This is a genomic window from Pseudoalteromonas sp. HF66 (assembly GCF_011806445.1).
In the GTDB taxonomy this organism is placed as follows: Bacteria; Pseudomonadota; Gammaproteobacteria; order Enterobacterales; family Alteromonadaceae; genus Pseudoalteromonas; species Pseudoalteromonas apostichopi.
This window is the reverse complement of record NZ_JAATOU010000004.1, coordinates 124,784-136,960: the sequence shown is the minus strand read 5'-3', so window position 1 is coordinate 136,960 and position 12,177 is coordinate 124,784. Positions and strand designations below refer to the sequence as shown.

General features: G+C 41.8%; 11 protein-coding genes. 4 read left to right on the top strand and 7 right to left on the bottom strand.

The window, feature by feature from the left end; all coding sequences use genetic code 11:
- The 5 genes from fliG to HCZ11_RS06190 all read right to left on the bottom strand — a co-directional run bounded on the left by fliG (position 1) and on the right by HCZ11_RS06190 (position 5,785).
- Positions 1 to 1,041 carry a flagellar motor switch protein FliG gene (gene fliG / locus HCZ11_RS06210; RefSeq protein WP_130052073.1) on the bottom strand — a complete coding sequence of 347 codons (1,041 nt, stop codon included), beginning with the start codon at positions 1,039 to 1,041 and terminating at the stop codon, positions 1 to 3.
- Positions 1,034 to 2,749 carry a flagellar basal-body MS-ring/collar protein FliF gene (fliF, locus tag HCZ11_RS06205; RefSeq protein ID WP_130052074.1) on the bottom strand — a complete coding sequence of 572 codons (1,716 nt, stop codon included), beginning with the start codon at positions 2,747 to 2,749 and terminating at the stop codon, positions 1,034 to 1,036. Before fliF ends, fliG begins: the two co-directional genes overlap by 8 nt.
- A gap of 20 nt (positions 2,750 to 2,769) precedes the next feature.
- Complete coding sequence (gene fliE / locus HCZ11_RS06200; protein ID WP_130052075.1) at positions 2,770 to 3,102, bottom strand: flagellar hook-basal body complex protein FliE; 333 nt, start codon at positions 3,100 to 3,102, stop codon at positions 2,770 to 2,772.
- A gap of 170 nt (positions 3,103 to 3,272) precedes the next feature.
- On the bottom strand, positions 3,273 to 4,676 hold the full coding sequence (locus HCZ11_RS06195) for a sigma-54 dependent transcriptional regulator (protein ID WP_167657940.1): 1,404 nt from the start codon (positions 4,674 to 4,676) through the stop codon (positions 3,273 to 3,275).
- Positions 4,673 to 5,785, bottom strand: a complete 1,113-nt coding sequence (locus HCZ11_RS06190) for a PAS domain-containing sensor histidine kinase (RefSeq protein WP_167657939.1) — start codon at positions 5,783 to 5,785, stop codon at positions 4,673 to 4,675. Before HCZ11_RS06190 ends, HCZ11_RS06195 begins: the two co-directional genes overlap by 4 nt.
- A gap of 128 nt (positions 5,786 to 5,913) precedes the next feature.
- On the opposite strand from HCZ11_RS06190, the gene HCZ11_RS06185 reads away from it, so the two are divergent.
- On the top strand, positions 5,914 to 6,504 hold the full coding sequence (locus HCZ11_RS06185) for a DNA-3-methyladenine glycosylase I (protein WP_167657938.1): 591 nt from the start codon (positions 5,914 to 5,916) through the stop codon (positions 6,502 to 6,504).
- A 29-nt stretch (positions 6,505 to 6,533) separates the two neighbouring features.
- Here HCZ11_RS06185 and HCZ11_RS06180 read toward each other — a convergent pair whose 3' ends face one another.
- Complete coding sequence (locus tag HCZ11_RS06180) at positions 6,534 to 7,973, bottom strand: sigma-54 dependent transcriptional regulator (protein WP_167657937.1); 1,440 nt, start codon at positions 7,971 to 7,973, stop codon at positions 6,534 to 6,536.
- A 142-nt stretch (positions 7,974 to 8,115) separates the two neighbouring features.
- On the bottom strand, positions 8,116 to 8,901 hold the full coding sequence (locus HCZ11_RS06175) for a flagellin (RefSeq protein WP_167657936.1): 786 nt from the start codon (positions 8,899 to 8,901) through the stop codon (positions 8,116 to 8,118).
- 209 nt (positions 8,902 to 9,110) lie between these two features.
- Between HCZ11_RS06175 and pseB the strand changes: the two genes are divergently transcribed.
- Genes pseB through HCZ11_RS06160 form a run of 3 tightly spaced genes read left to right on the top strand, consistent with a single transcriptional unit; the run spans position 9,111 to position 12,166 of the window.
- On the top strand, positions 9,111 to 10,112 hold the full coding sequence (pseB, locus tag HCZ11_RS06170) for a UDP-N-acetylglucosamine 4,6-dehydratase (inverting) (RefSeq protein ID WP_167657935.1): 1,002 nt from the start codon (positions 9,111 to 9,113) through the stop codon (positions 10,110 to 10,112).
- A gap of 9 nt (positions 10,113 to 10,121) precedes the next feature.
- The gene (gene pseC / locus HCZ11_RS06165) at positions 10,122 to 11,285 is read left to right on the top strand and encodes a UDP-4-amino-4,6-dideoxy-N-acetyl-beta-L-altrosamine transaminase (RefSeq protein WP_167657934.1); all 1,164 of its coding nucleotides are present in this window, start codon (positions 10,122 to 10,124) and stop codon (positions 11,283 to 11,285) included.
- On the top strand, positions 11,282 to 12,166 hold the full coding sequence (locus HCZ11_RS06160; protein ID WP_167657933.1) for an aldo/keto reductase: 885 nt from the start codon (positions 11,282 to 11,284) through the stop codon (positions 12,164 to 12,166). The genes pseC and HCZ11_RS06160 overlap by 4 nt, the downstream gene beginning before the upstream one ends.
- Positions 12,167 to 12,177: the final 11 nt, after the last annotated feature.

Genomic DNA, 12,177 nt, shown 5'->3' with positions numbered 1-12,177 from the left:
TTACAGGAACTCCTCACCACCACCGCCACCAAGCATAATCTCGCCTGAGTCAGCCAAACGACGTGCCGTAGAAAGAATTTCTTTCTGTGCAGCTTCAACTTCACTAATACGAACAGGGCCCATCGCCTCAAGATCATCAGCGAGTAATTCTGCGGCACGTTTTGACATGTTACTTAAAATTTTCTCTTTCAATGCTTCATCTGTGCCTTTAATTGCTTTCATTAATACGTCTTGCTGTACTTCACGAAGAATCGCTTGAATACCACGGTCTTCAACATCCATTAAGTTCTCAAAGACAAACATAAGGTCTTGGATTTGCTGCGACATCTCTTCATCATGTTCACGGATTGAATCCATTAACTGACCTTCAACATTGGTATCTAGGTAGTTCATGATATCAGCAGCAGCTTTCAAGCCGCCCATTTTCGCAGCTTGCGCACCAGCTTGACCGGCGAATTGTTTCTCCATGATTTCATTCAACTCTTGTAATGCTGCCGGTTGAACTTCTTCAAGATTAGCAATACGCATAGTTAAATCTAAACGCACTTTCTCTGGGAATTGCGACAAAATTTCTGCTGATTGCTCTGGTTCTAAATAAGATAAAACAATGGTTTGAATCTGAGGGTGCTCATTGCGAATAATATTCGCCACTTGTTTTGAGTCCATCCACTTCAGTGAATCAAGACCTTTCGCACCTGACCCCATGACAATTTGGTCAATAAGGCTGGCGGCTTTATCTTCACCAAGCGCTGCGGTAAGCGCTTTTTTGATAAAGTCTTCAGACTGGAAGCCAATGGTACTGAAGCTTTGAATTTGCTCAATAAACAAATTATGGACTGCACTAATTTTCGCTTGCGATAAATCATCAAGCGCAGCCATTGCCATCCCCACTTTTTGCACTTGCTTAGGCTCTAAGTGTTTAAGGATTTGCGCAGCATCTTCTTCTGATAAGCTCAGCAATAAGATTGCCGCCTTATCAACGCCGTCTAATTTATCAACATCAAACGCCGGTGGTAATTGTTTTTGTTCTTGATCAGTCATCTTCTGTTAACCACGCTTTCACTACTTGAGAAGACAGTTCTGGTTCATTTGCAACCAATGCACGAACTGCTTTGAGTAAATCTTCATCGCCATGTAAGTCTGGCAGCTGTAGTGTACCATCACTTGAGAATCCTACAGCAGCAGAGTCAAAGTCTTTATTTAGCATATCTAGCGTGCTATCACCAATATCTACACCAGCACTTAATGCATCTTCATCATATTCCTCTAGTGTATCGTCTGGGTAAATTAGACGTTTCAACATAGGTCTTACTACAAAGACAATCAATACAATGATAACCAGAGCACCTAATGCTAAGCGTAGCATCTTCATGAACCAATCTTGCTCCCAAAGCGGAACTTCAATTGCTTCCCCAACATCTTCACGAACAAATGGTACTGTTACAACTTCAAGTGCATCACCACGTTGCATATCAAAACCAACACCACCTTGTAGTAAGCGACGAATATTTGACAATGCTTCTACAGAGCGAGGAACCATGGTTGTTTCACCGTTTTCACCCACTTGCGGCACATAATCAACGGCAACTGAAACGCTTATGCGACGGATAACACCGGTTTGCTGACGCTTATGCGAAATAGTTGTATCAAGCTCGTAGTTGCGTGTTGCTTCTTTATGCGAACGGCTAGGATTCGTTGCTGAACCCGCACTACCTTGGCCAGCAATTTCAGGAATATTAGAGTTTACTGGCGGCTGATTAGTTAGCGCACCAGGAATGCCGACAGCGAGGCCACCTATGTTATTTTCTTCGAAAGTTGTTTCACTGCGCACTGCCGGTAAATCTGGGTTATAACGTTTTTGTGTTTCTTCGACTGCGCTGAAATCCATGTTTAAATCGACTTGTGCAGTATAGTTACCTAGGCCCACTACAGGAATTAGAATACTATCGATTTTATTTAAGTACTCTTCTTCACGCTTACGCTCAATTTCATACTCTTTACGAGAGCGTGCCGCGAGTGAGTTTTGTGAACCAGAATTAAGTAAGCGACCATTTTGATCAGTCACGGTAACACGCTCTGGCGATAAACCTTGTACCGCTGAGGCAACAATATCAACCACTGAGTCAACTTCTTCACCATCAAGCGAACGGCCACGTTTTAAGGTTAGCACTACTGTAGCTGAGGGCTGTTTTTCGCGACGAGCGAATACGTTTTCTTTTGGAATAGCTAAAAGTACTTTGGCGCGAGTAACATTTTTTAGCTCTTCGATGGTACGCGCAAGCTGTTGCTCACGACCATGTTTTAAACGTTCACGTTCAAGGCGTTGGCTTACACCAAATCCCATGTCTTGCATGATGATGTCAGTACCTGAGCTTGGCGCTTGCTCTAGGCCTTCACGAGCCATCAATAGCTTTATGTTTTGGTATTCACCTTCTTCAACAGAGATGACGTTACCATCGAGTTCGTAATCAATCTTTTGAGCGTCTAAAAAGTCCAACGTTTGAATAAGCTCTTCCGTTGGCATTTTACCAAGCGGACGCATATCTGGCTGACGAGCCCAAATAATAATGAAAATTGCGATAGCCAAACAGATTGCCAAAGCAATCACTAAGGTAACCTGACGTAAAACATCTACGCCGTTTAAGGCACTTAGGTAGCCTGACTTTTGCTCTTGTTGATCATCGGTATCGGTTGAATCGATACCACCGCCTGCTAAGGCTAGATCAGTTGATTGATTAGATTGCGCCACAATAATTCTCCACTACCTAGTTACACAGGCATGTTCATGATTTCTTTATAAGCTTCAACAAGTTTGTTTCGAACCTGAACCGTTGCTTCAAATGCCACTGATGACTTTTGCGAAGCAATCATCACATCAGCTAAAGAAACACTGCGGTCACCCATTTCCATTGCCGTTACTTTTTGCTTAGCGTCTTGTTGTAAGCCATTCACTGTATCAAGTGCATTAGTAAGTAAATCACCAAACTGTGCCGACGATGTTGGCTGAGTTTGTGTTGGTAAATTATTAATTGAGTTGCTACGGCCTGCTTCTAAGGCCATAGATTGCATTTCTTGAAATAATGCGCTGTTTTGAACTTTCATAATACTCTCTGACAATGCAGTTTACTTATGAACTGATAAAGCATAAACCGTGCCACAAAATAAAAACTGCAATTTCAATAGCTTAAGCAGCATTCTTGGTTTGTCAGAGTTTTGACAGCAAACAAGCTCACAAAAATGTGAGCTTGTTTGCTTAACTTTTTGGAAGGAATCTATGCAGGTAAGGCTATACCTAAGTCTCGCATTTGCGCCAGTTTATAACGTAAAGTGCGTGGACTAATACCTAAGGTTTCTGCAACCTCTTTACGCTTACCATTACAGCGCGCTAAGGTTTCTAAAATAATACGATGCTCTTTATCTTTCAGCTCGTCTTTGTAATTACCTTGCTCGCTTACTTGTGGCACGGTATCTATATTAACCTCTACAGGCTGCTCTTGATAAGCCGGTGCATTGTGTGATGGCGTAGCGACTGGCTTGATATCGGCAGATAACAACTCTTCAATAAAAACATCGTCTTGATGAATACTATTACCATCACATAATATCAACGCCCGTTGAATAACGTTATCAAGCTCTCGTACGTTACCTGGCCAAGCATGCGATAGTAGCTTTTGTTTCGCACTCTCACTTAGTTGAGCGATAGGCTCTTTACTTTTAAGGCAATGACGCTCTATCAAATGCTCAGCCAATACAATAATATCGCCAGGACGCTCAGCCAGTGGTTTCCACATTAGCGGGAACACATTTAAGCGATAATATAAATCTTCTCTAAATAGATTTTCGCTCACCGCTTCTTTTAAATCTCGGTTACTTGTGGCGAGTACGCGAACATCAAGTTCAATAGTTTTACGTCCGCCTAAGCGCTCTACTTCGCGCTCTTGAAGTACACGCAGTAATTTAGCTTGTAAGCCTAAATCCATCTCAGTAATTTCATCAAGTAAGATGGTACCACCTTGAGCTTGCTCAAATTTACCAGGACAGGCTTGAATAGCGCCGGTAAACGCCCCTTTTTCGTAACCAAATAAGGTTGCTTCAAGCATATTTTCCGGAATAGCCGCGCAGTTAATAGCAACAAAGGGGGCATCGCTACGATTTGATTTGTCGTGGATAAAACGAGCCAACACTTCTTTACCCGAGCCACTTGGGCCGAGTACCATAACACTGGCATCGGAGCGCGCAACTTTACTCGCAAGTTCTAATAGCTTAATGCTCGATGGATCGGCAACAATTGGGCCATCAGTTTCTTTTTCCTTTTCAGGCAAATAACGGCTCACCATGTTAAGAAGCACTTCTGGGGCAAACGGTTTTGCCATGTAATCAATCGCGCCTAGACGCATTGCTTCTACAGCATCATCAATGGTGGCATAGGCCGTCATCATTAATACCGGCAGCTCAGGATAATTAAGTTTAATGCTACGTAGTAGGTCAAGGCCGCTCATAGCGCCCATTTGCACGTCGCTAACAACCAATGAATAGCTATTTTGCTTAAGCAAGATCATCGCTTGTTCAGCGCTATCTGCAGCAACGCAATCAATACCCGACATTTCAAGGGTATCGATTAGCGCTTCTCGTAAGCCTGCGTCGTCTTCAACGACTAAAATAGAGTTAGTATTCATTTTGCCTCCGCTGACATTGGTTCTGCACTAATTGGCAAGATCAAACTAAAACATGCTCCCCCATGAGCATTATTAGTCACTTCAACCCGTCCTTGGTGCGCATTGGCGACTGAACTTACAACTGCAAGTCCAAGCCCCGTGCCTTGGCTTTTGGTAGTGTAAAAAGGTTCGAATAATTTGTTGGCATGGCGTAAATCAACACCCGGGCCATTATCACTGACACTGATGCGAACACAGTTTTCGCTAGTTTCGTCACGCTCAGCACTCAGTGTTACCACAGCCTCAGAGCCAATAATTTGAATACTGTTATGGATCAGGTTTTGAATAGCGCTCGCCAGAGCGCTTTTATTACCCACAATTTCAATATCTGGCTCTGGTAAGTTCACGCTAAGTTCACTGTTATTTTGAGCAACCATAGCATCAGCACCCGCTTTTACTTCATTAAGTAACTGCTGCATCGACACACTTTCAACCACTTGTTGCTCGCCACTTTTGGCAAATAACAGCATGTCATTCACTTGGGTTTCTAAATCTTTTAAACGCGACATTAGCTTTGTATGGAAATTACCACGAGAACTTTCTGGGAGACGCTTTGAGCCTAAATTTGCGGCATATAACATGGCAGCAGATAGCGGCGTCCTGACTTGATGAGCAAGCGAAGCAACCATTTTGCCAAGCGCACTTAAGCGCTGCATATGTGCCATCCGCTTTTGTAAACGTCTGGTTTCAGTTAAATCTGTCATTAAAATTAACTGTCCTGGCTCTGGGGCAAGCGCAGTAATATCGAGCTTAATTAAACGTCCATCTTTGAGTGATACTTCATGCCCATCATCTTGTTGTGGTCGAAATGAACGTTGAATAACGCTAAACCACTTTTCACCTTCAAGTGGCTCACCTAGCATATCAATGGCAATTTGATTTGCTTTCGCGATCATACCTCGGCCATCTAAAACAACTACACCTGCGGGCATAGTATCCACCAAATGACCCAACCAGCTGGCTTGTTGGCGCAACTCGCTCAACTCACCCACATACTCTTCTTGTAGTAAGCATGGGTTATATTGTTTGGCTGTGATAAATTGTGGTTTTAGGACATTTGCTAAGGCCATAATCAATACTCAAAAAATCGTGTCTACCTAGCTAAATGCACAATTCGTACCAAATTTATTTTTGTTTTATTTCAATAAATTAAAGACAAAAACAACACTGACAAAAAAATGACAATCGCGAGGGAATAATGCAAAAAGAACACCATTGTCGTTGCCCATGGCTCGATACCAGCAAAGAAAATTATGTGGCCTATCATGACCAAGAATGGGGGGTGCCATTATATGATGATCACCGTTTATTTGAGTTTATAACCTTAGAGTCAGCACAAGCGGGACTGAGTTGGTATACCATACTTAAAAAGCGTGATGGCTATCGCTGTGCCTTCAAAAACTTTGTAGTTGAAGAGGTTGCCCAAATGACCGAAGACGACGTCGAACGGTTAATGCAGTTTGAAGGCATTATTCGTAATCGCGCCAAAATAGCTGCGACTATCAATAACGCACAACGTTTTATTGAGATTCAAAAAGAGTTTGGCAGCTTCTCAAACTACCAATGGCAGTTTGTCGATGGCAAGCCTTTGGTAAACAACCTTGATAAATTAGAAGACTATCCGGCTATTACTGAAGCCTCAACAGCATTTGCCAAAGATTTAAAAAAGCGCGGCTTTAAGTTTTTAGGTCCAACCACTGTGTATGCGCATATGCAAGCCTGCGGCATGGTAAATGATCATAGCAATGATTGCTTTAGAAAGGCTGAGATAATCAGTGAGTACGAATAGATAAAATCGAGGAAGTCACCTAACGCGGCTTAGTCGCGCGTTAGGTTATATTTCTTCATTTTTTCGACCAGTGTGGTACGGCGAACACCTAAAATTTCTGCTGCACGTGCAACAACATAATCGTAGCGCTCTAATGCTTGGCTGATTAAGCTGATTTCTAGCTCAGCAAGATACTCTTTGAGCTCAATGCCTTCATCAGGGAGTAAACCTGAGTCAACCGTTGTTGCTGGGGTATCGGGTTCTTCATCATCGTAATCACTAAAGCCAGTGCTGAAAATATCGTTGAACGCATCTCGCTCCATCAACTCTTCAGGGTACTCAGGTTCATAAGCCTCAACTTCGATATAACGATATTTAGCTGGAAGGTCTGGCACATCAACCACTTTATCTGGAAACATGATCACCATACGCTCAACTAAATTAGCAAGCTCACGAATATTCCCCGGCCACGCATGCTCTTTTAAGCTTTGAATCGCACGCTCAGTAAATTTGGCCGTTGTGCCACTTTGCTCGTTAACACGACGCATTAACTCTTTTAAAAGTAGAGGAATATCGTCAGCACGCTCACTTAGCGAAGGGTTTTCAATTGGAAACACGTTTAAGCGATAAAAAAGGTCTTCACGGAAGTCGCCCTTTTCAATCATTTCTTCAAGGTTACGGTGAGTTGCAGCAATAATTCGTACGTCAGCTTGAATAGGCTTAGTACCCCCTACTCGCTCATAGCTACGCTCTTGCAACACACGTAGTAGTTTAACCTGCATTTGCAAAGGCATATCACCAATTTCATCTAAAAACAGCGTGCCGCCTTGCGCTAATTCAAAGCGCCCTTTTCGTGCAGAAATAGCGCCCGTAAAAGCCCCTTTTTCATGGCCAAATAGCTCACTTTCAAGTAGTTCACCAGGAATAGCACCACAGTTTACCGGCACAAATGGTCCGGTATTGCGTTTAGAGAGTAAATGAACGTTACGTGCAACAACTTCTTTACCTGTGCCTGACTCACCTAAGATCAACACATTTGCATCGGTTTTTGCTACTTGCTCAATTAAAAAGCGCACATCTTTTACAGCTTCGGTTTCACCGACTAAACCATCAAATGATTTGTTAGATTTAGCTTGTTTATGGTCACCCGGTAGCATGCGTTGATATTGCTGACAATCATGCAATAGCTGAGTAGTTACGTCATGGTTAAACGGCTCACAAATTAAACCAACGACATTAGCAATGCTTAGTAACGGTTTGAGTGTTTCACCAATTAATAAAAACGGAATGGCAGGAAACTGTTTGATCACAGCCTCGTGATTTAGCTGCTGTAAAGCACCAAGAATGACCATGCATTCTTGCTGTTGATGTTTTTCACAAAAAGACTGTAATGAAGTCTCATCAACTAATTGTGCAGTTTCACCAATGAAGGTAAGTGCTGCATGTAAACCTATCGCACGATTATTATTATTGTCTAAAATTAAGATCATTATTGGCGAACCACAGTTACCACGAGGTTAGTTAATTTCTAAATTGTAAGCGAGTTTAGAAGGGATGCAAGCGCTAAGCGGCAATTTATTGACATCAACGCCAAAAAATAGTCACTTAGCCCCTGAATTTAATACTAAAGAATTAAAGTAAACCTAAAATGGATTCAGCTGAGCGATTTGCTTGACCACGCAAAGCAACAGATGCTTGTGACAAAATATCATTAGCTACTTGATCAGACACTGATTTTGCATAGTCAGTATCTTCTATTCGGCTTTGGCTCGCAGCAATATTCTCTCGCTGGTTACCTAAACCTTTTATCGTACTCGCTAAGGTGTTTTGAAAAGCGCCTAGCTCAGCTCTTTGGGTGTTAATTTCCTCTGCTGCTTGATCGCTAATATCTATGGCAGCTTGTGCCCCTGCTTGCGTTGAAATATCGATTCCCGCAATCACAGAAGCAATACTGCCATCCGATGGCGTCACTGATTGTGTGGTGTTGGCATCTGGGCCAACTTGAAACGACACTTGCTCACCATCAAATAAAGGTTTGCCACCGAATGAGGCATTTTCGAATGTTTCTGAAACTTGTGTTTGCAATTGCGACACTTCTTCTTGAAGTGCAGCCCTGTCACTGTCTGTAAGCGCACCATTACCCGCTTGAATAGACAGCTCTCGTATGCGAGAAACAGCATCATTCACACCTGATAGGTTTGACTCCGTTACTTGCGAGTAAGAGATGCCATCGTACGCATTGTTAATTGCTTGACTGTAGCCATCTTGCTGTGATGTTAATCTATCAATAATTTGTAGTGCAGCAGCATCATCTGCCGCTGAGTTTACTTTTTTACCTGACGCTAATTGCTCAGCAAGCTTATTGCCCGTTTGCTGAGTTTGGTTTAAAAACCCGGTATTGGGTGATTGAATTTTCATGGCGGCCTCCGACAAACCGATTGCTTAAATTATAGCTTAATTTGCCAAATTTTGTACTTTGTACCATGGTTTAGATAAATTAACTTGGCATCTGACTTGCTAGTGTATTAGTTAATAGTTAAATTACTGAGAATTGTGTCAAAATTCTCACTTTGCGTACTTCACTTTTATAAATAACTACGCCAATGATAAATAACTTAGGTAACGCTATGTTCGACAATAAAACGATTTTAATTACCGGTGGTACTGGTTCATTCGGCAAAAAATACGTCAAAACGCTACTAGAACGCTATAAACCTAAGAAGATCATTATCTTCTCACGGGACGAACTAAAGCAGTTTGAAATGCAGCAAGAGTTTGACCAACCGTGTATGCGATACTTCATTGGTGATGTGCGCGATAAAGAAAGGCTTCGCCGTGCTATGCGAGGTGTGCACTATGTGATTCACGCAGCAGCATTAAAACAAGTTCCAGCTGCTGAATACAATCCAATGGAATGTATCAAAACCAATATTAATGGTGCTGAAAACGTCATTGATGCAGCTCTTGATAATAACGTAGAGAAAGTCATTGCACTGTCGACTGATAAAGCAGCGAACCCAATCAACTTATATGGTGCGACTAAACTTGCATCAGATAAGTTATTTGTTGCTGCTAATAATATTGCTGGCGGCCATAAAACAACCTTTTCAGTAGTAAGATACGGTAACGTAGTTTGCTCTCGTGGCTCTGTTGTGCCTATTTTCCAAAAGTTTATTGACCAAGGTCGCGACCATATTCCTATTACCCATGAAGAAATGACCCGCTTTTGGATTAGCCTGCAACAAGGTGTTGATTTTGTTCTAACTAATTTCGAGCGAATGCTGGGTGGCGAGATTTTCGTGCCGAAGATCCCTTCAATTCGTATTACAGATCTTGCCAAAGCAATGGCCCCTGACTTACCAATTAAAATAATTGGTATTCGCCCAGGTGAAAAGTTACACGAAGTCATGTGCCCGGCCGACTTATGCTTTGAAACGTACGAATATAGCGATCACTTTGTAATCGCTCCAGGCATAAAATTCAGTAGTCGTAGCAATGATTTTACTGTGAATGCACTAGGTGAAAAAGGCGAGCAAGTTGCTCAAGGTTTCGAGTATAACTCACTCGATAACCCAGATTATATGAACATTGAGGAAATTAAAAACTTCAATGTCCAAGCGTTACTGTAATACTGCATTATGACGAATAAGGTAATTCCTTACGGTAAGCAAAGTATTTCGCAAGATGACATTAATGCCGTAATTGATGTTTTAAAATCTGACTGGTTAACACAAGGTCCTAAAGTACCCGCATTTGAAAGTGCCATTGCAGAGTACTGCGGTGCTAACCATGCCTGTGCCACTAACAGTGCGACTTCAGCGTTACATATTGCTTGCCTTGCTTTAGGCGTAGGTAAAGGTGACATTGTATGGACGTCGCCAATCTCCTTTGTCGCATCGAGTAACTGCGCCCTGTATTGTGGCGCAGAGGTCGACTTTGTTGATATCGACCTTGAAACAGGCAATATGTCTGTTGCAGCGCTTCAAGAAAAACTAACGTTAGCCAAACAAAACCAGCAACTCCCTAAAGTCGTGATCCCTGTTCATTTAGCTGGTCAGTCATGCGATATGGCTGCAATCAATGCACTTTCCAAAGAGTATGGTTTTAAGGTTATTGAAGATGCCTCGCATGCAATAGGCGCAAAGTATAAAGACAAGCCAGTTGGCAGCTGTGTTTATTCAGATATTACTGTGTTTAGCTTTCATCCAGTAAAGATAATCACATCTGCTGAAGGGGGGATGGCGGTTACCAACTGCGCTGAACTCAACAAAAAAATGAGCCGTTTGCGAAGCCATGGTATTACTAATATTCCTGAAGAAATGACCGAGCCAAGTCACGGCCCTTGGTACTATCAACAGCTAGCGCTTGGTTTTAATTATAGAATGACGGATATGCAAGCCGCTTTAGGACTGAGTCAATTAAAGCAGCTAGACAACTTTGTATCAGTGCGAAACGACATTGCAACAATATATAACCATGCGTTTGCAAATTCAACGGTAGCTCATTTGACACAATCGGATGATTGTTACTCTAGCTACCATTTATATATTGTTCGTTTAACACAGTGTGATGTAGAAAAACATAAGTCAATCATTACAGGCATGCGCGAGCAAGGAATTATTGCTCACTTGCATTATATACCGATCCATTTACAGCCTTATTATCAAGCTTTAGGCTTTTCGGACGGTGATTTCCCTAATGCAGAAAGCTACTATAAACAGGCTGTTACTATTCCTCTGCATCCAACTATGACAGCAGATGAGCAGCAATTCGTTATCGATACATTGATTGGTTTAGTATGAAGCTTGCTCTAGGTACAGTGCAATTTGGCTTGAATTACGGTGTCAGTAATAAACTTGGTCAACCAAGCATTGCCAAGGCTCATGCCATTTTAGATATTGCAAAAGACGCAGGCATTACAACATTAGATACCGCACTTGGTTACGGCGAGAGTCACCAAGTGTTGGCATCCTATCCTTCGATTAATGACCGCTTTAACATAGTTACTAAGTTACCTCCTCTACAAAAAGAGCAATTTTCTAATCAGGATGCAGATAATTACATTGCATTAATTGAGCAATGTTTTTCAGATTTTAAAACTCAAAAACTAAATGCAATCCTATTTCACCAAGCAAGCGACATTGAGAAACAAGGTGTAGCGCCCGTTTTAGCGTGTTTAAAACAACGACAATTAGAAAATCAATTAGCGAGTAAAGGGGTTTCTTTGTATTCAGGTGCAGAGGTGGATAGCTTCACACAGTTGAGCGAAATTAACCTTGTGCAAATACCTTACAATGCATTTGATACCTACTTTAAAGACACTGGCGCTCTTTCATTACTAAGTAAAAACAACACTCAAGTGCACGCTAGATCTTGTTTTTTACAAGGCTTGTTATTAATGCCCATCAATGAGTTAGCTAGTTACTTTAAACCTTGGAAGCAAAATTTAGAATCATTTCATCAGTTAGCGCAGCATCTTGGTGTATCGGCACTAACACTCAGCCTTGCATATGCTTTAAAAGAAGATGAAATAGATAAAATAGTTGTCGGTGTGAACTCAGAGTCTGAGTTAGAGCAAATTTTAGAGGCCTATCAAAGCAGCATCAAAATCTCTCACGACGTGCTCAAAGAAATGACTGTAAATGATCCAAAACTCACCAATCCAGCAAATTGGCAACTATAAATAGTTTAGAA

Bases quoted from the DNA above. Each gene is read 5' to 3' on its own strand.
- pseC (WP_167657934.1), top strand. From the start codon at position 10,122: ATGACGAATAAGGTAATTCCTTACGGTAAGCAAAGTATTTCGCAAGAT.
- fliG (WP_130052073.1), bottom strand. From the start codon at position 1,041: ATGACTGATCAAGAACAAAAACAATTACCACCGGCGTTTGATGTTGAT.
- HCZ11_RS06175 (WP_167657936.1), bottom strand. From the start codon at position 8,901: ATGAAAATTCAATCACCCAATACCGGGTTTTTAAACCAAACTCAGCAA.
- HCZ11_RS06185 (WP_167657938.1), top strand. From the start codon at position 5,914: ATGCAAAAAGAACACCATTGTCGTTGCCCATGGCTCGATACCAGCAAA.
- pseB (WP_167657935.1), top strand. From the start codon at position 9,111: ATGTTCGACAATAAAACGATTTTAATTACCGGTGGTACTGGTTCATTC.
- HCZ11_RS06195 (WP_167657940.1), bottom strand. From the start codon at position 4,676: ATGAATACTAACTCTATTTTAGTCGTTGAAGACGACGCAGGCTTACGA.
- HCZ11_RS06190 (WP_167657939.1), bottom strand. From the start codon at position 5,785: ATGGCCTTAGCAAATGTCCTAAAACCACAATTTATCACAGCCAAACAA.
- HCZ11_RS06160 (WP_167657933.1), top strand. From the start codon at position 11,282: ATGAAGCTTGCTCTAGGTACAGTGCAATTTGGCTTGAATTACGGTGTC.
- HCZ11_RS06180 (WP_167657937.1), bottom strand. From the start codon at position 7,973: ATGATCTTAATTTTAGACAATAATAATAATCGTGCGATAGGTTTACAT.
- fliE (WP_130052075.1), bottom strand. From the start codon at position 3,102: ATGAAAGTTCAAAACAGCGCATTATTTCAAGAAATGCAATCTATGGCC.